Raw genomic sequence first — 19,353 nt, forward strand, 5'->3', positions numbered from 1 at the left:
GATAACGCCAACGGCGTTATCCGCCGATGCCTGGGCCTCGGTCCGGCGGATAGCCGCGGGCGGCTATTCGCCCTACGGGAGTCGGTTGGCGGGTGGGCCCGCGCATCACTCGCGCAGCGGCATTTCCAGCGTCACCCGCAGGCCGTCCGCGCGGCTGTCGAAGTCCAGCCGGCATTGGCAGCGTTGCACGATAGCCTGGACGATGGCCAGGCCGAGCCCGCTGCCGCCGCTCTTGCCGTGGCGCCAGAAACGCCGGGTGAGGTGCGGCAGGTCGGTTTCGGCGATGCCCGGACCGTGGTCGCGGACGTGGAAGCGCGCGCAGCCTTGCGCGGTTTCCACCGCCAGCTCCACCCGGGTGCCGGCGGCGGTGTGGCGCAGGGCGTTGTCCAGCAGGTTGCGCAGCGCGGCGATGGCCAGCACCGAGGGGACTTCCAGCGGCGCCTCGGACAAGCCGTCGGCCAGCTTCAGTTCGAACATCCGCTCATCGCCGTGGCCGGCGTCGTGCATGGCCACCCGGGCGGCGTCCTCGGCGCTGCACTGCACGCCGTCGTCGAACGACAGGCTGCCTTCCACCCGCGCCAGCAGCAACAACTGGTCCAGCGTCCGGTGCAGACGGTCGGCGCCTTCCTCGGCGTGGGCCAGGGCCTGCTCGGCGGCGGCGCCCTCGGTCATGCGCGCGACCTGCAGGTGGGTCTTGATCGCGGTCAGCGGGCTGCGCAGCTCGTGGGCGGCATCGCCGGTCAGGCGTCGCTCGCGTTCGATGGCCTGGGCGATGCGCTGGAACAACTGGTTCTGGGTTTCCACCAGCGGCTTCAGTTCGCTCGGCAGGGCCGCTAGCTCCAGTGGCTCCAGCGAGTCGGCGCCACGTCGGGTGAGGGCGTCGCGAATCCGCTTGAGCGGCGCCAGACCCTGGCCGGCGCCGAGCCAGAGCAGGGCCAGGCTGCCGAGCAGGGCGACCGTCACCGGCACCGCGGCGGCCACCACCACCGAGCGTTGCAGCACGTCGCGCTCTTCCAGGCGGTCGGCGGTGCTGACCCGCAGGTCGCCGGCCTGCACGGTGAAGCTGCGCCACAGCACGCCGTTGATTTCCTGGTCGCGGAAGCCGCTGGCGGTGCTGTCCAGCGCCCGCTCCGGGGTGGCATGGCTCTGCGCCAGGACTTCGCCGCGCAGTGAGCTGACCTGGCAGGCCATGCCGTTGGGAATCCCCAGTTGCTCCGCGCTCAGGCGCGTGGTCTGGCCGTCCGCCGGCTGCGGCTGCGGCAACTGCTGGAGCAGGCCGGCAACCATCCGCGCCGAGGCCGCCAGGCGTTGGTCGAAGGAGCGCATCATCTGCCCGCGCAGGTCGCAGAGCATCCAGGCCGCGGCCAGCGACCAGAGCAGGATGAAGGCCGAGCCGAGGATCAGGGTCAGGCGCAGGCGCAGGCTCATGCGTCGTCTCCGTCGCCGCGCGCCGGCCCGAGGCGGTAGCCGAGGCCGCGCACGGTCTGCACGATGGCGTTGCCGAGCTTGCGCCGCAGGTGATGGATGTGGACGTTGAGGGCGTTGCTCTCGACCTCGTCGCCGAAGCCATAGACGCTATCCTTGAGCTGCTCGCCGCTGAGGATCCGCCCGCGGTTGTTGAGCAATGCCTGCAACAGCGCCTGTTCGCGTCGCGACAGCTCCACGGGGCGACCGTCGAGCCAGGTTTCGCGGGTGCTCGGATCGTAGCTGAGGCGACCGTGTTCGATGACGTTGACGCAGCGCCCGGCGGAGCGCCGCTGCAAGGTATGCAGGCGGGCGCCGAGTTCGCGCAGGTCGAAGGGCTTGAGCAGGTAGTCGTCGGCGCCGGCCTGCAGCCCGGCGACCCGGTCGGTCACCGCGTCGCGCGCGGTCAGCACCAGCACCGGCAGGTCGACGCCCTGCTGGCGCAGGCGTTGCAGCAGGCGCAGGCCGTCCTCGTCGGGCAGGCCGAGATCGAGGACCAGCACGTCGAAGCGCGCCACCTGGAGCAGCGCCTGGGTATCGGCGGCGCTGGCCACCCGGTCCACGGTCAGGCCCTGGGCGTTGAGGCCGGCGACGATGCCGCTGGCGATCAGGTCGTCGTCTTCGGTGAGCAGTACATGCATGGCGGTATCGCTGGTTAAAGGGATAGGAGTCTGAAGCGGGCGAATTAAGCCAGGATTATGCCCCGCCCGGCGCGTCGCCGGGGGTTTCCCGTGGCCGCGTTAACGGCCTGTTAATCGTCGCTGGCCATGCTGCCGCCGAGTTCATCGTAGAAGGCGTTATCCATGCGTGTGTTGATCCTGCTCCTGATGCTCCTGCTGCCGGGCCTGTCCCAGGCGCAACCGGGCGACGACCTGTTCGCGCCGCGCGGCGCGACGCAGACGGATTTCCTGCCGGTGGAGAAAGCCTTCCGCTTCACCTGGGAGCGCCTCGACGACGGCCAGGTGCAACTGCGCTGGCAGATCGCGCCGGGCTACTACCTGTACCAGAAGCGCCTGCGCTTCGACGGACTCGACCCGGCCTTGCAGCCGCAGCTGCCGCCGGGCGAAAGCCACAGCGACGAGTTCTTCGGCGAGTCGCAGGTCTATCGCCAGAGCCTGGAACTGACCCTGCCGGCGGCCGCCGCCGGACAACTGCGCCTGGGCTGGCAGGGCTGCGCCGACGCCGGCCTGTGCTATCCGCCGCAGAGCCAGGCGCTCGATCTGGGCGGTACCGGCCCTGCCGCCGCCGCCGTCGCCGGGACGAGCGGCGAAGTCGCCGAGGACCAGGGCCTGGCCGGCAGCCTGCAGGCCGGCAACCTGGCCTGGAGCCTGTTGCTGTTCTTCGGCCTCGGCCTGTTGCTGGCGTTCGCTCCCTGTTCGCTGCCGATGCTGCCGATCCTCGCCGGGCTGGTGGTCGGCAGCGGCGCCGGCCCTCGTCGCGGCCTGCTGCTGGCCGGTAGCTACGTGCTGAGCATGGCGCTGGTCTACGCCGGACTCGGGGTGGTCGCGGCGCTGCTTGGCGGCAACCTGCAGGCCTGGCTGCAACAGCCGTGGCTGCTGGGCAGCTTCGCCGCGCTGTTCGTGTTCCTCGCGCTGCCGATGTTCGGCTTCTTCGAACTGCAACTGCCGGCGGCCCTGCGCGACCGCCTCGACGGTCTCAGTCGCGGCCGCAAGGGCGGCAGCCTGGCCGGTGCCGCTGCGCTCGGCGCGTTGTCCGGGCTGCTGGTGGGACCGTGCATGACCGCGCCGCTGGCCGGCGCCTTGCTCTATATCGCGCAGACCGGCAATGCCCTGCATGGCGGCCTGGTGCTGTTCAGCCTGGGCCTCGGCATCGGCATGCCGCTGTTGCTGCTGGTGACGGTCGGCAGCCGCTTCCTGCCCAAGCCCGGTCCCTGGATGAACCTGGTCAAAGGCGTGTTCGGCTTCCTTTTCCTCGGCACCGCCTGGATACTCCTGCGTCCGCTGCTCGGCGAGGCGCTGTGGATCGGCCTTGGCGGCGCGTTGCTGCTGGTCCTGGCCTACGCCGCGCTGCACACGGCGCGAGGCCTGGCGCGGCACGCGGTGCTGTTCGGCGCGGCGGGCTGCATCTTCGGTCTCTGGGGCGCGGCGATGTTGCTGGGCGCCGCGGCCGGGGCCGACGACCCCTGGCATCCGCTACAGGTGTATGCGGCGGCGAACCGGGGCGCTACGCCGACGGCCAGCGCCCACGAGGCGTTCCTCACGGTGAGCCAGCCGGCCGAGCTGGACCGTCAGTTGGCTGCGGCCAAGGCCGAGGGACAATGGGTGCTGCTCGACTACTACGCTGACTGGTGCGTGTCCTGTCGGATCATGGAGAAACAGGTGTTCGCCAAGCCCGATGTGCTCGCCGCCCTGCAGGGCGTGCGCCTGCTGCGGCTCGACGTGACCGCGGACAACGCCGCCAGCCGCGAGCTGCTGCACCGCTACCAGGTACCCGGCCCGCCGAGCCTGATCTGGATCGGCCCGGAAGGCGAGGAGCGCCGCGCGCGCCGGTTGACCGGCGAAGTCGACGCCGGCGGCTTCCTCGCCCATTGGCAGGCGACCCGGGAGCGCGGCTGATGCTGAGTTTTTCCCTGGGGCCGCTGGTGGTCTCGCTGCAACACCTGCTGCTGTTCCTCGCCCTCGGCGCCGCGCTGCTCGGTGGTTGGCTGGCGGCGCGCGGCGGCGGGCGCAACGCCGAGCCGGTGCTGTTCAACCTGTTGTTGCTCGGCCTGCTGGTGGCGCGCCTGGCCTTCGTGGTGCGCTACTGGCCGCAGTACCGTGGCGACTTCGCACAGATGCTGGATATCCGCGATGGCGGTTTCCTCGCCTGGCCAGGCCTGCTCGCCGCTGTGCTCGGCGCGCTGTTCTGGGCCTGGCGGCGACCGGCGCTACGTCGCTCGCTGGGTGTCGGCGCCAGCCTCGGACTGGCGTTCTGGCTGCTTGGCAGCCTGGGCCTGGGCATCTACGAGCGCGGTACGCGCCTGCCCGAACTGAGCCTGCGCAACGCCGCCGGCGAGTCGGTGCAACTGGCCGATTTCCGGGGCCGCCCGCTGGTGATCAACCTCTGGGCCAGCTGGTGCCCGCCGTGTCGGCGCGAGATGCCGGTGCTGCAACAGGCGCAGGCGGAGAATCCCGACGTAGTGTTCCTCTTCGCCAACCAGGGCGAGAGCGCCGAGACCGTGCGCCATTTCCTCCAGGGCGAGAACCTGCGCCTGGACAACCTGCTGTTCGACAACGGCGGGCAGCTTGGCCAGCAGGTCGGCTCGGTCGCCTTGCCCACCACCGTTTTCTACACCGCCGAGGGCCGCCTGCTGGGCAGCCATCTCGGCGAACTGTCCCGCGGCAGCCTGGCGCGCTACCTCGAAGCCTTCGAGCCGGCCGCTGCCGCCCCCGCAACCAGGAGTTCCGAATGAGACTGCCGCGCAACCTGATCACCCTTGGCCTGGGCCTGACCCTCCTCAACGCCGGCCTGGCCACGGCGGCGGAGGAGCTGCCGGCGCCGATCCGCATGGTCCAGGAGAAGGGCGCCCGCATCCTCGGCAGCTTCGACGCCCCGGATGGCCTGCGCGGCTACGCCGCCGAATACCAGAACCAGGGCATGGCGCTGTACCTGACGCCCGACGGCAAGCACGTACTCACCGGCCACCTGTTCGACGCCCAGGGCAAGGACCTCAGCCGCGAACCGCTGGAGCGCCTGGTGTATGCGCCGCTGGCCAAGGAAATGTGGCAGAAGATGGAGCAGAGCGCCTGGATCGCCGATGGCCGTGCCGACGCGCCGCGCGTGGTCTACCTGTTCAGCGACCCGAACTGCCCGTACTGCACCATGTTCTGGGAGCAGGCGCGACCCTGGGTGGATGCCGGCAAGGTGCAGTTGCGGCATATCATGGTCGGCATCATTCGCGAGGACAGCGAAGCCAAGTCCGCTGCGCTGCTGGCCAGCAAGGACCCGCAGAAGGCCCTGCACGACCATGAGCAGGCGGGCAAGGCCAGCACCCTGAAGCCGCTGGCGAAGATCCCGGCGGCGGTGCGCAAGCAGCTCGCCGGCAACATGGAACTGATGGAGTCGATGGGCGCCGCGGCGACCCCGGCGATCTTCTATCTCAATGCCGAGGGGCGCATGCAGCAGCAACAGGGCGCGCCGCAGCCGGACCAGTTGGCGGAGATCCTCGGTCCGCGTTGATCCTCCGGGCCGGCGCCGAGCCGCCGGCCATCTATACTCCCTGCGTTACGCCAACCCAGCGGAGCGAGGGCCATGGACGACGCATTCAGCGAGGAAGGCAGCGCGCAGCCGCGCCATGACGCTCAGCGTCCGGCGCTCGCTCCGCGGAGCGACGGTTTCGACATCCACACCTACCATCCCGACTTCGTCGCCGATCCCTATCCGCTGTTGCGGCTGATCCGCTCCCGTGCGCCGGTCTGCCGCGACCAGGCCTCGATCTGGTGGATCAGTCGCTATGCCGATGTCTCGGCGTGCCTGCGCGACCGCCGTTTCTCCGCCGACCCCGCTCGCCTTGGCGCCGCCGGCGTCCGCCAGGGCGGCGCCAGCTGGTTCGGCCACCAGCAATTGCAACCGCTGGCGCGCTTCTACGACAACTTCATGCTGTTCAACGACGCGCCGCGGCACACCCGCCTGCGCAGGCTGTTCGCTCCGGCCTTCGGCCCCGACGCCGTGCGCCGCTGGGAGGCGTGCATCGAGGCGCTGGTGGAAGAGCTCCTCGACAGCTTGCTGGAGCGCCGCGAGCCCGATCTGCTCAGGGACTTCGCCGAACCGCTGACGATCCGGGTGGCCGCCGAGCTGTTCGGCTTTCCCCGCGAAGACACCGGGCAACTGCTGCCCTGGGGCCGTGACCTGGCCGCCGGGCTCGATCTCGCCGCCAGCCACGGCGATGCCGGGCAGATCAACCGCAGCGCGGCCGCCTTCAGCGACTACCTGCAACGCCAGGCGCGCGGCTGGAGCGATGGCTCTTCGCGCCCGCCGTCCGGCGCGGCGCCGAGCATCCTCGACGGTGCCGCGATGCTGGAGGCCGGACTGGGCCTCGAGGACCTGGTAGCGGCCTATGCCATGGTGTTCATGGCCGCGTTCGAAACCACCATCAGCATGGTCGGCAACGCTACGCTGGCGCTGCTCACCCATCCCGACCAGCTCGACCTGCTGCGGCGGTGCCCGGAGCTGGCGGCGAACGCGGTGGAGGAACTGCTGCGCTTCGACGGCGCGGTGCGCGGCGGCGTGCGTTGCACCCTGGAGGAGGTGGAGATCGGCGGCCAGCGGATTCCGCCTGGAGAGAAGGTCTGGCTGAGCTTCCTCGCGGCGAACCGCGACCCGGAGATGTTCGCCGCCCCCGACCGTCTGCAATTGCAGCGAGCGAACGCCAAGCAGCACGTGGCGTTCGCCCATGGTCCGCACTACTGCCTGGGCGCGTACCTGGCCCGGCTCGAATTGCAATGCGCATTGCGCGGCCTGGTGCGTCGCCGTTTCACCCTGGCCTCGGAACCGACGGACCTGCGCTGGCGGCGCAGCTCGGTGTTCCGCACCCTGGAGCGCTTGCCGATCGTCCCGGAAGGCGACGCTCAGAAGACCTGCGAGTAGCGCAGGATCAGCCGGCTGCCCTCGCTGCGGTTGCGTGCGCCGTATTCGTGATAGGCATTGAGGAACAGCCGCGACTTGCCCCAGCCGAACATCAGCGCCGGGCCGATGGCATCGACCTGCTCGCGGGAGTCCGGGCGGTCGTGCCCGTCGACCCGCTCGTCGGTGATCTGTCGCAGGCTGTAGCCGGACAACCCGACTCGCCAATGCGCATCCAGCGCCAGCGATACCGAGTAGTTGGCGTGGAACGCCTGGCCCGGCTGCAGGTAGTCGTCGGCCAACGGCGGCGCCGGGTCGCGATTCTTGCCCGGCAACAGGTACTGCAGGCGAGCGCTGGCTTCCCAGCCTTCGGCGAATTCCCAGGTCAGCGCGTAGTGCGGGTTGAAGCTCCAGTGGTTGCTGCCGGGATTGATCGCCCGATGCCTGTCATAGCGCCCGGTGGGTAACTGGAAGGCGAGGTTCAGGCGCTGCCAGTAGGGCCGGCCGAACAGCTCGGTCTGCGGCCATTGCAGGATGAACGGACTGACGATCAGGTTGCCGAGGCCGTTGGCGCTGCCAGCGTGGGGTTCGAAGTCGGGATCGGCGAGCAGCACCGGGACGAGGATTTCCGCGCCGTAGTAGGCGCCGAACAGCTGGTGCTGGCTGATGTGGGCGAAGTGGCTGGTGGCGAGCAGGGTGCGCAGGCGATTGTCGAGCGGGCGCCGGTGACCGTTGGCGTCCATGAAGTCGTCGGCCTCGTAGATATTCACGAACTGCTGGAACAGCGTGCCGGGCAGGGCCTTGCCGTCGAGGAAGGAGGTCTGGCCGAGGTTCATCCCCGGCAGCGCGGCGATAGCCTGGAACGAGGGCAGCAGCAGGGGCAGGGCCAGCAGGCTGGCCCGGATGCGGGTGGTCATGGGCGTGTCCTTCTTGTTGTTGTTTTCCACGGGGCAGCGCGTCAGTCCGGCAGGTAGTCGGGCTGGCGCTCGGGGCTGGCGCGCTGGAAGGCTTCGAGCGCCAGGCAGCGCCCCTCCAGTTCGAGCAACGCCGGGTAGGGCGCCAGGTCACAGCCCATGCGCCGGGCGTTGGCCAGTTGCGGCACCAGGCAGCACTCGACGATGCCCGCTGCGGCGCCGGCGAAGAAGGCGCCGCGACGGTGTCGGTTCAGCAGGGTCTCCGCCGCCGCCAGGCCCTCGGCGACCCAGTGCGCGTACCAGCGCTGGCGGTCCTCGGCGTCTATGCCGAGGACCTGGGTCAGGTACTTGAGCACCCGCACGTTGTTCAGCGGATGGATGTCGCAGGCCACCAGCAGGGCCAGTTCCAGCGCCTGGGCGCGATGCAGTGGGTCGAGAGGGATCAGGCGCGGTTCGGGCTGCACGGCGTCGAGGTAGTCGATGATCGCCAGCGACTGGCTGAACCGGCGGCCGTCGGCGTCGACCAGGGTCGGCAGCGCGCCCATCGGGTTGCGCTGGCGGTCGGCCGGGCGCAGTTGCTCGCCCTGCCGCAGGTTGACCGGCACTACCTGGTAATCCAGGCCTTTCAGGGCCAATGCGATACGCACCCGATAGGACGTGGAGCTGTTGAAGAAGCTGTAGAGCTGCATGGAAAGTCCTGTTCAGAGAGTGGTGGGAGAAGGCCTGACCCGGCGCCGGCCCAGGCGATGCACGGCCACGGCGGCGAGCAGCGCCGGGATCACCAGCAGGGCGAGGATGCCGCTGAAGCCCAGGCCCAGGCCGAGCAGGGCGCCGCCGCTGAGGGAGCCGACGATCGAGCCGATGCGGCCCAGGCCGAGGGCCCAGCTGACCCCGGTGGCGCGGCTGCGGGTCGGATAGAAATCGGCGGCCAGGGCGTTGGCGCCGACCTGCGAGCCGCTGATGCAGAAACCGACGCCGGCGACGCACAGCGCCAGCAGGGCGAAGCTGTGGTAGAGGCTGGCGATGCCGAGGATGAACAGGGCGCCGCCGACGTAGGCCAGGCTCAGCACCCGGTGCGCGTCGAAGCGATCCATGGCGCTGCCCAGGAGGAGTGCGCCGAGGGTGCCGCCGAGCTGGAACATGGCGCTGATCGTCGCCGCCTCGCCGAGACTGAAGCCGGTGCCGCCGATCAGCGTCGGCAGCCAGTTGGTCAGCAGGTAGATGATCAGCAGGCCCATGAAAAAGGTGGCCCAGAGCAGCAGGGTGCCGCCGCGCAGCTCGGCGCCGAGGATCTGCCGCAGGGGCGAGGTGCCGTCGGACTCGTCGGCGGGCAGTTCGAGGCGCCCGGCCCAGCCGTCGGGCTGGCGCCCCAGGCGTTCGAGGATGCGCCGCAGGCGCGCCGCGTCCGGTGCGCGGCGGGCGAGGAAGCGCACCGACTCCGGCAGGCATGCCCAGAGCAGCGGCAGGCTCGCCAGGGGCAGGCCGCCGCCGAGCAGCAGCACGCTTTCCCAGCCCAGCGCCGGGACCATCCGCGCGGCGAGCAGGCCGCCCAGCGCCGAGCCGAGGGTGAAGCCGCAGAACATCGCGGTGACCATCAGCGCGCGGTGCCGGCGCGGGCAGTATTCGGAGGTCAGGGTGATCGCGTTGGGCATCGCCCCGCCCAGGCCGAGGCCGGTGAGAAAGCGCAGAAGGGCCAGGGTTTCCACCGAACCGGCGTAGGCCGAGGCAAGGCTCCAGCCGCCGAAGAACAGCACCGAGAGCAGGAGTACGCTCTTGCGTCCGAAACGGTCGGCCAGCGGGCCGGCGGCGAAGGCGCCGAGGGCCAGGCCGGCCAGCGCGGCGCCGAGGATCGGGCTGAGTTGCGCCGGGCTCAGTTGCCAGTCGTGGGCCAGGGCCGGGGCGATGAAGCCGATGGCGGCGGTGTCGAATCCGTCCATGGCGACGATCAGGAAGCACAGCGACAGGACTCGCAACTGGAAGGCGGAAACCGCCTGCGCATCGATGAAAGCCTGGACGTCGATCTTGTTGTTCTTGTCGGGCGTAGGCATGAGCGTTCCTCGGCCGTCGCCGCGGCGACGGCCCGGATGAAGGGCAGGGTGGGCCCGCGCCGTGCGCGGGCGGTGGGTCAGACCACGCGGACGCTGAGTTCGCCGAGGCCGTCGATGGCGCCGAGCATCCGCTCGCCGCGCTCGACCGCGCCGACGCCTTCCGGGGTGCCGGTGAAGACCAGGTCGCCGGGGCGCAGCTCGAAGAAGCGCGACAGGTAGCTGACGGTTTCCGCCACCGACCAGATCAACTGGTCGATGTCGCTGCGCTGGCGATCCTCGCCGTCGACCTGGAGGCTGATGGCGGCGTGGCGCGGATGGCCGACCTGGCTGGCAGGGTAGAGCGGGCCGATCGGCGCCGAGCGGTCGAAGGCCTTGCCGATCTCCCAGGGCCGGCCCATCTCGCGCATGCGCATCTGCAGGTCGCGGCGGGTCATGTCCAGGCCCACCGCGTAGCCCCAGACGTGTTGCTCGGCCTGCTCCAGGGGGATGTCGCAGCCGCCCTTGCCGATCGCCGCCACCAGTTCGATCTCGTAGTGGTAGTTGCCGGTCTGGCTCGGGTAGGCCAGCTCCAGGGTGCTGCCGGCGGCGACCGGGACCACCGCGTCGGCCGGCTTGCAGAAGAAGAACGGCGGCTCGCGCTCGGGATCGAAGCCCATTTCCCGGGCGTGGGCGGCGTAGTTGCGGCCGACGCAGTAGACCCGCCGCACCGGGAAGGTCTGGTCGCTGCCATGGATGGTGAGGCTGACGGGCGCTTCGGGCGCGAAGAGATGGCTCATGGGACGGGTCCTTCAGTGGGCGAGGGGTTTGCGGGATTCGCGGAGGATGCCGAGCGCCTGCTGCACAGGGCGGTCGGAGAAACTGAACAGCACGCAGTCGGTGGCGCCGGCTTCCAGGCGCAGCTCGGCCCAGGAGGGCACGACGAACAGATCCTTGGCCTCGAAGGCGAAGCGCCGGCCGCCGATCTGCGCCACGCCGCTGCCTTCCACCACCGAATAGACGCTGGCGTCGGTGCTGCGCGCGGGCTGCCCGAGGAAGCCGGCCGGCAGCAGTTGCAGGCAGGTGGCGATGGTCGGCATGGCCCAGCCGCCGGTGGCCGGGTTGACGTAGCGCAGCTTGTGGCCTTCCCAGGGATCGGGCCGTTCGAGGCGCGCCAGGCGCTCGAGGACCTCGCGGCTGCGCGCGTAGGGGTAGCTGAACAGCGGCGAGGTCGGCGTCGTCGGCTGGTGGCGCAGCGGCAGCATGTTGCTGCCGTAGCGGGCGAGGCTGTCGCCTTCGCCACGTCGCAACGGCTGCACCGGTTCGCCGTAGCTCTCGGCGAAGGTGGCGCCGAAGAAACGCAGCATCGGGATGTCCAGGCCGTCCAGCCAGACCACCGGCTCGCCGCCTTCCGCGGCGGGGCGGTTGCCGTGGTCGTGCCAGGTCCAGGACGGGGTGATGATGAAGTCGCCCGGCTCCATGCGGGTGCGTTCGCCGTCCACCGAGGTGTAGGCGCCGTAGCCCTCGACGACGAAGCGCAGGGCCGACTGGGTGTGCCGGTGGCTGGGGGCGATCTCGCCCGGCAGGATCAGTTGCAGGCCGGCGTAGAGGCTCGGGGTGATCGCCGACTGGCCGGGAAGGTCCGGGTTCTCCAGCACCAGCACGCGGCGCACCGCTTCCTCGGCGCTGATCAGGTCGCCTGCCTCGAGCAGGAACGGGCGCAGTTCGCGATAGCGCCACAGCGCCGCCTGGCAGCCGCCGGCGGGTTGCGCCGGGACCAGGCTGTGCAGGGCTTCCCAGAGCGGGGTGAGGTGCTGCTGGCGGATGCGTCGATAGAAGTCGGCGCGCTTCTCGGTGGAATTGTCGTTATGCATACCGATGAATCTCCGGCGGGAGGAGGCGGGGCCGCCTCGGTCTGGTAGTCATTATTCGAGGTGAAGGCATAACCGAATAATGATATTTAGACATCGACCTATACGTATTCGAGGATGGCTTGCGATGGACTGGACCCGCCGCCTGCGCCTGCAACACCTGCAACTGCTGGTCAGCCTGATGGAGACCGGCAACCTCAGCGGCACCGCCCGGGCCGCACACACCACCCAACCGGGCCTGTCGAAGTGGCTCAAGGAACTGGAGGAGGACGTCGGCGCGCCGCTGTTCGAGCGCCACGCCCGCGGCCTGCGCCCGACGCCCTACGGCATGACCCTGTTCAACCACGCCCAGCGCGTGCTCACCGAGATGGAGCGGGCGCGGCAGAACCTCGAGGCGATGCGCAGCGGCAGCGGCAGCCGGGTGCTCCTCGGCACGTCGCCGGCCTCCGCGCCGAGCCTGGTGCCGCGCGCATTGCGGGCGTTCCTCGGACGCTACCCCGGGGCCCAGGTGGAACTGCTCGAAGGCACCATGAACGGCCTTCTCGAACGGCTGGAGAAACGCCAGCTCGATGTGGTGGTGGGGCGCCTGGACAACTATGCGCCGCGCGCCAGCCTGCGCTGCGAGGTGCTCTACAGCGAGGCGATCGTGGTGATGGCGCGGCCCGGTCACCCGCTGGCCCAGGCCGCCGCGCTGGACTGGGAAGACGTGCGGCGCTACGACTGGATCGTCTGGCCGCCCGGCTCGCCGATCCGCAGCAAGCTCGACATGGCCCTGACCCAGGGCGGCCGGCAGCCGCCGGCCTACCGCCTGGAGTCATCGTCGATGCTGGCCAACATCGAATTGTTGCGTGGCAGCGACATGCTATCCATCGGCTCGGCGCGGGTGGTCGAGCACCTCGCCGGGCTCGGCCTGGTGGCCAGGCTGGCGCTGGAGATTCCCGGCGAGGGCGCGGTGGGCATGTGCTGGCGCGACGAACCGCATCGCGACCGCGCCAGCGAAGACCTGCTGGCCTGCCTGCGCGAAGGCGCGGCGGCCGAGTAGGGCGCCGGCCGGCGGGTGCTATTGCAAAAAGGCCGCGGCTTCTCGACAATGCGATTCATTATCATTCATGTGTCGCCCCGACTTTCCCATGTCCGCCCCGATCCTTCTCAGCGCCCACCATCGCGCCATGCATGCGCTGTACAGCGAGCACCATGGCTGGTTGCAGAACTGGTTGCGCGGCAAGCTGGGCTGCGCGGCGGACGCGGCGGACCTGGCCCAGGACACCTTCCTGCGCATCCTGCTCAAGCGCGAACTGCGCGAGATCGGCATGCCGCGCGCGTTCCTGCGGACCATCGCCCGCGGCCTGGTGATCGACCACTGGCGTCGCGAGGAACTGCAGCGCGCCTACCTCGAAAGCATCGCCCACCTGCCCGAGGCACAGGCGCCGTCGCCCGAGGCGCGGGAACTGGTGCTGGAACTGCTGGAGGAAATCTCGCGGATGCTCGACGGGCTCAAGCCGAAGGTCCGCACCGCCTTCCTCCTGGCACAGTGCGAAGACCTCAGCCACCGGCAGATCGCCGAACGCATGGGGGTTTCCCAGCGTAGCGTCGAGCGCTACGTGGCCGAGGCGCTGTACCACTGCTACCTGCTGCGCTACGGCGAATGAGCGGAGCCGTGGACGGGACGCGCGGTAGGGTCGACGAAGCGGTGGTCAGGCAGGCCATCCACTGGCTGGTCCGCCTGCGCTCGCAGCCGGGCGACGATCGCCTGCAGCGCGCCTGCGCGGCCTGGCGCGCGGAGCACGGCGAGCACGAGCGGGCCTGGCAGCAGGTCAGCGCGCTCAACGAAGAACTGCACGGACGCTTCAAGGCGCTGCCCGGCGGGGTCGCCTACGGCACCCTGGACAGCAGCGCGCAGCGCCTGCAGCGGCGCCAGGCGCTGAAACTGCTGTCGCTGCTGGTGGCTGGCGGCGCCGTGGCCTGGGTCGGTCGCGACAGCCTGCCCTGGCAGCGCCTGAGCGCCGACTACAGCACCGCCACCGGCGAGCGACGCAGTATCGAGCTGGTCGACGGCACCCGCCTGCAACTGAACACCGACAGCGCGGTCGACGTGCGCTACGACGCCGGCCAGCGCCTGATCCTCCTCGCCCGCGGCGAGATCTTCCTCGCCAGCGGCGCCGATACGCAATCGCCCACGCACAGGCCGCTGCGGGTACGTACCGCGCAAGGGCTGTTCGAGGCCCTCGGCACCCGTTTCAACGTACGCCTGCAAGATGCCGCCACCTGTCTCAGCGTCAGCGAGGGTTCGGTGCGCATCGATGCCTTCGGCGCGCGTCCGCTGCAGGCTCCGGTGGCCGAGGCGGGGCAGAGCTATCGGATCGCCGCCGACGGCGTGCGGCGCCTCGAACGGCCGCAGATGGACGCCGTGGCCTGGGCCGATGGCCTGATCGTCACCCGCGACATGCGCCTGGCCGACTTCCTCGCCGAGGTCGCCCGCTACCGCAACGGCTACCTCGGCTGCGCCGCGGAGGTCGCCGACCTGCGCCTGTCCGGGGTCTACCGCCTGGACGACACCGACAAGCTGTTGCAGGTGCTCGCGCGGACCCTGCCGGTGCGCCTGCAGCGGCATACCCGCTGGTGGGTGAGGGTGGTCGCCGCCTGAGTCGCGCCGGCGGCCGCGTGGACGCTTGCTTCCGCCCAGAGCGAAACGCACTGAAAATTATTTTCATTATTTTTGTCGGCTTTCCGCGACTGGTCCGGCTTTACCGATTGAACACCCTTCAACGACTCCAACGGATTCCGTTCATGACCGCCACCGCCGTCGTCCTCCGCAATGCCCCGTCGTCCCTCGATTTCCCCCGCGCCTCGCGCCTGAGCCGTTCGGTGCGCGCGGCCCTGCTGTCGCTGGCCATGGCGGCCGGCGCGGCGCCGCTCTGCGCCTCGGCCGCCGAAGCGGCGGCGGAACAGGCACGGCCCTATGCGATCCCCGCCGGACAGTTGGGTGACGTGCTCAACCGCTTCGCCCGCGAAGCCGGCATCACCCTCTCGGCCACTCCGGCGCAGACCGGTGGCTACAGCTCCCAGGGGTTGCGCGGCAGTTTCACCGTGCAGCAGGGCCTGGCCCGGCTGCTCGCCGACACCCCGCTGGAAGCGGAAGACCAGGGCGACGGCAGCTTCGTCTTGCGCGAGGCGCCGGCAAAGGACGGCGACGTGCTGAACATGCAGGCGGTGGAGGTCTTCGCCCTCGGCAACAACCTGGGCAGCACCGATGGCTACCTGGCCACCCATAGCCAGATCGCCACCAAGACCAGCAAGCCGCTGCTGGAAACCAGCCAGACCGTCTCGGTGATCACCCGCGAGCAGATCGACGACACCGCCTCCAAGACCGTGCAGCAGGCGATGCGCTATACCCCCGGCATCTTCACCGGCCAGGTCGGCGCCTCCAACCGCTACGACTACGTGGTGATGCGCGGCTTCGCCGACAACAGCGTGGACAACATCTACCTCGACGGCCTCAAGGCCATGGGCGACAGCGGTACCTTCAGCTCGATGCAGGTCGACCCGTACTTCCTCGAACGCATCGATGTGCTCAAGGGCCCGTCCTCGGTGCTCTACGGCCGTAGCCTGCCGGGCGGCCTGGTGGCGCTGACCAGCAAGAAGCCGTTGTACGAGGACTACCGCCAGATCACCGGCAGCATCGGCAACATGGGCCAGAAGGAGATGGGCTTCGACTTCAGCGGGCCGCTCGACGAGGAGAAGCGCATCGCCTACCGCCTGGTCGGTCTCGGCAAGGGCTCGGACACCCAGTTCGATCACGTCAAGGAGGAGCGCTACGCCATCGCCCCGACCCTGGCCATCGACTTCAGCGATGACACCACCCTGACCCTGCAAGGCTACCTGCAACACGATCCCAACGGGGGCTACCACGGCGGCGTACCGGCCGACGGCACCCTGTCGCACCACAACGGCCGGCACATCTCCCGCGAGTTCTTCGATGGCGAGCCGAGCAAGGACGACTTCGACCGCACCCAGCGGATGTTCGGCTACCAGCTGGAGCACCGCATCGACGACGTCTGGTCGGCGCGGCAGAACTTCCGCTACCTGGACTCCGACGTCGACCTGTCGCAGGTCTACGCCTACGGCTGGAGCGCCAGCGAGCCGAACAAGCTGAACCGCTACTTCAGCGGCGCCCGCGAGCACCTGCAGGCGTATATCGTCGACAACATGCTGCAGGCCGAATTCGCCACCGGCGCGGCGCGCCACACCCTGCTCACCGGCCTCGACTATCAGCGCCGGCGCACCGTGGTCGACTGGCGTTCCGGCTCGGCCTCGGCGCTGGACGCGTTCAACCCGGTCTACGGCGACGACGCCATCAGCTATTTCCCGGACGACAACCACACCCGCCGCCTGGAGCAGACCGGCGTCTATCTCCAGGACCTGGTCGACATCGACCAGTGGCGCTTCTCGCTCGGCCTGCGCCAGGACTGGGTCAGCGTCACCGACAAGAACCGCAGCACCGGCAGCAAGGCCGACGACGACTGGGAGAAATTCACCGGGCGGATCGGCGCGCTGTACCTGTTCGACAACGGCCTGGCGCCCTACGTCAGCTACTCCGAGTCGTTCAACCCGAACGCCTATTCCGACGCCTCCGGCACGCCCCTGGCGCCCACCGAGGGCAAGCAGTGGGAACTCGGCCTGAAGTTCCAGGCGCCGGGCAGCAACAGCTTCTACACCGCCTCGCTGTTCCATATCACCCAGGAAAACGTCGCCTCCAAGGAGCCCCAGGACAACTTCTACACCTCGGTCGGCGAAGTGCGCTCCCAGGGGCTCGAACTGGAGGCCCATACCCAGCTCAGCGACAACCTGAAGCTGCTCGGCAGCTACACCTACACCGACATCACCTACACCAAGTCGCTGGACGGCAACCAGGGCCATACGCCGAACCAGGCGCCCAAGCACATGGCATCGCTGTGGGCCGACTATGCCTTCGACGCCGGCCCGCTCAGCGGTCTGAGCATCGGCGGCGGCGCGCGCTACGTCGGCGAGACCTGGGCGGACAAGGAAAACACCTTGCGGGTGCCGGACTACACCCTGGTCGACGCGCGGATCGGCTACGACCTCGGCAAGCTCGGCCTGAAAGGCCTGGACGTCAGCCTCAATGCCAACAACCTGCTGGACAAGGACTACGTGGCGTCCTGCTACAGCCTGGACTTCTGCTACTTCGGCGAGAAGCGCAACGTCACCGCGACGGTGAACTACCAGTTCTGACCGTCCACCCGGGCCCCGGCGCCAGCGCCGCGGTACCGGCCAAGCAGCCCGGCGCGCAACGTACGCGCCGGGCATTCGCCGGCGTCGCCGGCCGTACCCTGGTTACCTGGAGCCCCCATGCGCCCCGTCCTGGTCCTGCTGCACCGCTATGTCGGTCTGGCTACCGCGCTGTTCCTTTTCCTCGCCGGTCTCACCGGCAGCCTGCTGGCCTTCCATCATGAAATCGACGAATGGCTGAACCCCGGCTTCTACGCCGTGGGCGAGGGCGGCGAGCGCCTTTCCCCGGGCAGCCTGGTGCAACGCGTCGAGTCACGCTATCCGCGACAACTGGTGTGGTACATGGAGTATCCCGAGGCGGGCGGGCATCCGGCGTTGCTCGCCACCGTGCCGCGCGAGGCCGGCGCCAAGGTCGAGCACGACGTGTTCTACCTCGACCCGGTCAGCGGCGAGGAAGTCGGCAAGCGCCTCTGGGCGGCCTGCTGCTTCCAGCCGGCGAACCTGGTTCCCTGGGTCCTGGAGTTCCACCACAACCTGACCCTGCCGGGGAACTGGGGCCTGTACCTGATGGGCGGGGTGGCGATGTTCTGGTTCCTCGACTGCTTCGTCGGCGCCTGGCTGACCCTGCCGCGCGGCCGGCCGTTCTGGAGCAAGTGGGCGACCGCCTGGAAGATCAAGCGCGGCAACGCCTACCGCTTCAACTTCGACCTGCATCGCGCCGGCGGCCTCTGGCTCTGGCTGCTGCTGGCGCCGGTGGCGCTGAGCAGCGTCGCCCTGAACCTGCCGAGCCAGGTGTTCAAGCCGCTGGTATCGCTGTTCTCGCCGATCGAACCGAGCGTCTACGAGGCGCGCGGGCGGCTGCCCAGGGAGCAACTGGGGGAGACCCGCCTGGACTACGACCGCACCTTCCAGTTGGCCAGCGTCGAAGCGGCGCGGCTGGGCATCGCCGAGCCGATCGGCGAGCTGTACTACAGCTTCGAATACAACTTCTTCGGCGCCGGCTTCGGCGACCACGACGACCCCATGGGCAAGTCCTGGCTGTTCTTCCACGGCAGCGACGGCCGCCTGCTCGGCCAGGAAGTCGCCGGGCAGGGCAGTTGGGGAGAGCGTTTCTACCGCTTGCAGTACCCGATCCACGGCGGGCGCATCGCCGGCCTGCCGGGACGCATCGCCATCGCCGCCCTCGGCCTGGCCATCGCCGGGCTGTCGCTGACCGGTGTCTACATCTGGTGGCGCAAGCGCCGGGCGCGCCACTGGAACGGCCGCTAGACGGCTGTTAGTCTGGCTGCCTCCCACACCACCAGAGGATGGACGAATGAACGCAAGGATCGCCGCATTGGGACTGCTCCTGCCCCTGGCCGCCGGCAGCGCCGTGGCCGCGGAGGAGGGCAGCTCGGTCAAGGACGCGGCCAAGGCCGCGGTGTCCTCGGCCATCGAGACTGGCAAGAACCTCCTCGGCGGGGTCAGCGAGGGCATCACCAGCGGCCGCCAGTCGGCCCAAGGCGCTGATGGCGCCAAGGTGGTCTCCGACAACGCCGGCTTCGCCGAGATCGGCCAGGTCGAAGTGCTCAAGACCGAGCCGCGCGACCAGCAACTGGCCGTCACCCTCGGCTTCAAGAACGACGGCGACGCCACCGTGCGCCTGATCAACCTGACCCAGACCGGCGCGCTGCTGGTGATCGACAACGATGGCTACTCCAACGCCCTGGTCGCCCTCGCCAACCCCGACGACGTCACCGTCCCGGCCAAGGCCGGCATCCGCCAGACCTTCGTCTTCGAAGGCGGCGCGGAAGGGATCAAGGCGGTGCGCCTGTGGGGCAAGGACCTGCCGGTGAAGTGAATTCGAGTCTGCGTCAAAGCAGCCCCGCCTTGGCGGGGCTTCTTTCTGCCGGGCCACGAGCGCAAATAATCAGCTCACCAGAACCCGGCCGAGCGCTGCCTGGAGACCGATAGGTCCTTCCCATTACGAAAATGACGACATCGCATCGATCCTGAAACGTCCGTACAGCCAGGACGACGCAATGAAGGCAAAGTGCCATTCCCTCCTGTCCCTGTTTGGATTAGCATTCCTACTTTTGGACTAATCCCCCCTCAACACGCCCATGTCGTTTAGCTATGCGGTGGATATTGAAGGGAACTCGCAGGACATCGGATGTTGCGTTCTAGCTATCGAGCGGTTGTCGCTGGCTTGGTTTTACTGCCGCTGCTTGCCAGCGCCGCCCCCTTCACCTCCCCCGGTGACCGCGACCTGATCCGCGACCGCCAGCAGCG

At 69.4% G+C, this 19,353-nt stretch carries 18 protein-coding genes; 11 read left to right on the plus strand and 7 right to left on the minus strand.

Annotated features, from left to right (window positions below):
- Window positions 1-105 precede the first annotated feature (105 nt).
- Window positions 106-1,428 (minus strand): ATP-binding protein, encoded by a 1,323-nt coding sequence (locus tag HMPREF2924_RS29375; protein ID WP_003124554.1) that lies wholly within the window; start codon window positions 1,426-1,428, stop codon window positions 106-108.
- On the minus strand, window positions 1,425-2,105 hold the full coding sequence (locus HMPREF2924_RS29380) for a response regulator (RefSeq protein ID WP_003103570.1): 681 nt from the start codon (window positions 2,103-2,105) through the stop codon (window positions 1,425-1,427). Before HMPREF2924_RS29380 ends, HMPREF2924_RS29375 begins: the two co-directional genes overlap by 4 nt.
- 162 nt (window positions 2,106-2,267) lie before the next feature.
- Here HMPREF2924_RS29380 and dsbD point away from each other — a divergent pair, with 162 nt between their 5' ends.
- From dsbD to HMPREF2924_RS29400, 4 genes are all read left to right on the plus strand, one after another.
- Entirely contained in the window at window positions 2,268-4,040 is a 1,773-nt protein-coding gene (gene dsbD, locus HMPREF2924_RS29385; protein ID WP_003131329.1) for a protein-disulfide reductase DsbD, read from the plus strand.
- Window positions 4,040-4,876 (plus strand): TlpA family protein disulfide reductase, encoded by an 837-nt coding sequence (locus HMPREF2924_RS29390; RefSeq protein WP_003089792.1) that lies wholly within the window; start codon window positions 4,040-4,042, stop codon window positions 4,874-4,876. The genes dsbD and HMPREF2924_RS29390 overlap by 1 nt, the downstream gene beginning before the upstream one ends.
- Window positions 4,873-5,643, plus strand: coding sequence for a thiol:disulfide interchange protein DsbG (dsbG, locus tag HMPREF2924_RS29395; RefSeq protein WP_003089790.1), 771 nt, complete (start codon window positions 4,873-4,875; stop codon window positions 5,641-5,643). Before HMPREF2924_RS29390 ends, dsbG begins: the two co-directional genes overlap by 4 nt.
- 72 nt (window positions 5,644-5,715) lie before the next feature.
- Window positions 5,716-7,050 carry a cytochrome P450 gene (locus HMPREF2924_RS29400; protein WP_003131330.1) on the plus strand — a complete coding sequence of 445 codons (1,335 nt, stop codon included), beginning with the start codon at window positions 5,716-5,718 and terminating at the stop codon, window positions 7,048-7,050.
- On the opposite strand, the gene HMPREF2924_RS29405 is transcribed toward HMPREF2924_RS29400, so the two are convergent.
- The 5 genes from HMPREF2924_RS29405 to gtdA all read right to left on the minus strand — a co-directional run bounded on the left by HMPREF2924_RS29405 (window position 7,032) and on the right by gtdA (window position 11,838).
- Window positions 7,032-7,943 carry a SphA family protein gene (locus tag HMPREF2924_RS29405; protein ID WP_003131332.1) on the minus strand — a complete coding sequence of 304 codons (912 nt, stop codon included), beginning with the start codon at window positions 7,941-7,943 and terminating at the stop codon, window positions 7,032-7,034. The genes HMPREF2924_RS29400 and HMPREF2924_RS29405 overlap by 19 nt on opposite strands.
- Before the next feature lie 41 nt (window positions 7,944-7,984).
- The gene (gene maiA, locus HMPREF2924_RS29410; protein WP_003113293.1) at window positions 7,985-8,629 is read right to left on the minus strand and encodes a maleylacetoacetate isomerase; all 645 of its coding nucleotides are present in this window, start codon (window positions 8,627-8,629) and stop codon (window positions 7,985-7,987) included.
- A gap of 12 nt (window positions 8,630-8,641) precedes the next feature.
- Window positions 8,642-9,988 (minus strand): MFS transporter, encoded by a 1,347-nt coding sequence (locus HMPREF2924_RS29415; protein ID WP_003131333.1) that lies wholly within the window; start codon window positions 9,986-9,988, stop codon window positions 8,642-8,644.
- Window positions 9,989-10,065: 77 nt separating this feature from the next.
- The gene (locus HMPREF2924_RS29420; protein ID WP_003131334.1) at window positions 10,066-10,764 is read right to left on the minus strand and encodes a fumarylacetoacetate hydrolase family protein; all 699 of its coding nucleotides are present in this window, start codon (window positions 10,762-10,764) and stop codon (window positions 10,066-10,068) included.
- 12 nt (window positions 10,765-10,776) lie between these two features.
- Window positions 10,777-11,838 (minus strand): gentisate 1,2-dioxygenase, encoded by a 1,062-nt coding sequence (gtdA, locus tag HMPREF2924_RS29425; RefSeq protein ID WP_003131335.1) that lies wholly within the window; start codon window positions 11,836-11,838, stop codon window positions 10,777-10,779.
- A gap of 124 nt (window positions 11,839-11,962) precedes the next feature.
- Here gtdA and HMPREF2924_RS29430 point away from each other — a divergent pair, with 124 nt between their 5' ends.
- The 7 genes from HMPREF2924_RS29430 to HMPREF2924_RS36710 form a co-directional block, all read left to right on the plus strand.
- Window positions 11,963-12,877, plus strand: coding sequence for a LysR family transcriptional regulator (locus HMPREF2924_RS29430; RefSeq protein ID WP_003089777.1), 915 nt, complete (start codon window positions 11,963-11,965; stop codon window positions 12,875-12,877).
- 88 nt (window positions 12,878-12,965) lie between these two features.
- A complete protein-coding gene (locus HMPREF2924_RS29435; RefSeq protein ID WP_003089775.1) occupies window positions 12,966-13,484 on the plus strand; it encodes a sigma-70 family RNA polymerase sigma factor in 519 nt (172 codons plus the stop codon).
- Window positions 13,485-13,492: 8 nt separating this feature from the next.
- On the plus strand, window positions 13,493-14,479 hold the full coding sequence (gene foxR / locus HMPREF2924_RS29440; RefSeq protein WP_003131336.1) for an anti-sigma factor FoxR: 987 nt from the start codon (window positions 13,493-13,495) through the stop codon (window positions 14,477-14,479).
- A gap of 143 nt (window positions 14,480-14,622) precedes the next feature.
- Window positions 14,623-17,085, plus strand: a complete 2,463-nt coding sequence (foxA, locus tag HMPREF2924_RS29445; RefSeq protein ID WP_003131339.1) for a ferrioxamine receptor FoxA — start codon at window positions 14,623-14,625, stop codon at window positions 17,083-17,085.
- A 117-nt stretch (window positions 17,086-17,202) separates the two neighbouring features.
- Window positions 17,203-18,351, plus strand: a complete 1,149-nt coding sequence (locus HMPREF2924_RS29450; RefSeq protein WP_003089766.1) for a PepSY-associated TM helix domain-containing protein — start codon at window positions 17,203-17,205, stop codon at window positions 18,349-18,351.
- 46 nt (window positions 18,352-18,397) lie between these two features.
- A complete protein-coding gene (locus tag HMPREF2924_RS29455; protein ID WP_003089762.1) occupies window positions 18,398-18,922 on the plus strand; it encodes a hypothetical protein in 525 nt (174 codons plus the stop codon).
- 312 nt (window positions 18,923-19,234) lie between these two features.
- Window positions 19,235-19,353, plus strand: a 119-nt coding sequence (locus HMPREF2924_RS36710) for a hypothetical protein (protein WP_238578880.1), incomplete at its 3' end; no start/stop codon positions are given.

The sequence above is a fragment of the Pseudomonas sp. HMSC063H08 genome, from assembly GCF_001813645.1.
Lineage (GTDB): Bacteria > Pseudomonadota > Gammaproteobacteria > Pseudomonadales > Pseudomonadaceae > Pseudomonas > Pseudomonas aeruginosa.

Excerpts from the sequence above, each read along its gene's own strand:
- HMPREF2924_RS29400 (WP_003131330.1), top strand. The coding sequence starts at position 5,716 with ATGGACGACGCATTCAGCGAGGAAGGCAGCGCGCAGCCGCGCCATGAC.
- HMPREF2924_RS29375 (WP_003124554.1), bottom strand. The coding sequence starts at position 1,428 with ATGAGCCTGCGCCTGCGCCTGACCCTGATCCTCGGCTCGGCCTTCATC.
- HMPREF2924_RS29435 (WP_003089775.1), top strand. The coding sequence starts at position 12,966 with ATGTCCGCCCCGATCCTTCTCAGCGCCCACCATCGCGCCATGCATGCG.
- dsbD (WP_003131329.1), top strand. The coding sequence starts at position 2,268 with ATGCGTGTGTTGATCCTGCTCCTGATGCTCCTGCTGCCGGGCCTGTCC.
- gtdA (WP_003131335.1), bottom strand. The coding sequence starts at position 11,838 with ATGCATAACGACAATTCCACCGAGAAGCGCGCCGACTTCTATCGACGC.
- HMPREF2924_RS29430 (WP_003089777.1), top strand. The coding sequence starts at position 11,963 with ATGGACTGGACCCGCCGCCTGCGCCTGCAACACCTGCAACTGCTGGTC.
- HMPREF2924_RS29420 (WP_003131334.1), bottom strand. The coding sequence starts at position 10,764 with ATGAGCCATCTCTTCGCGCCCGAAGCGCCCGTCAGCCTCACCATCCAT.
- HMPREF2924_RS29415 (WP_003131333.1), bottom strand. The coding sequence starts at position 9,988 with ATGCCTACGCCCGACAAGAACAACAAGATCGACGTCCAGGCTTTCATC.
- maiA (WP_003113293.1), bottom strand. The coding sequence starts at position 8,629 with ATGCAGCTCTACAGCTTCTTCAACAGCTCCACGTCCTATCGGGTGCGT.
- HMPREF2924_RS29455 (WP_003089762.1), top strand. The coding sequence starts at position 18,398 with ATGAACGCAAGGATCGCCGCATTGGGACTGCTCCTGCCCCTGGCCGCC.
- HMPREF2924_RS29390 (WP_003089792.1), top strand. The coding sequence starts at position 4,040 with ATGCTGAGTTTTTCCCTGGGGCCGCTGGTGGTCTCGCTGCAACACCTG.
- HMPREF2924_RS29450 (WP_003089766.1), top strand. The coding sequence starts at position 17,203 with ATGCGCCCCGTCCTGGTCCTGCTGCACCGCTATGTCGGTCTGGCTACC.
- foxA (WP_003131339.1), top strand. The coding sequence starts at position 14,623 with ATGACCGCCACCGCCGTCGTCCTCCGCAATGCCCCGTCGTCCCTCGAT.
- dsbG (WP_003089790.1), top strand. The coding sequence starts at position 4,873 with ATGAGACTGCCGCGCAACCTGATCACCCTTGGCCTGGGCCTGACCCTC.
- HMPREF2924_RS29405 (WP_003131332.1), bottom strand. The coding sequence starts at position 7,943 with ATGACCACCCGCATCCGGGCCAGCCTGCTGGCCCTGCCCCTGCTGCTG.
- HMPREF2924_RS29380 (WP_003103570.1), bottom strand. The coding sequence starts at position 2,105 with ATGCATGTACTGCTCACCGAAGACGACGACCTGATCGCCAGCGGCATC.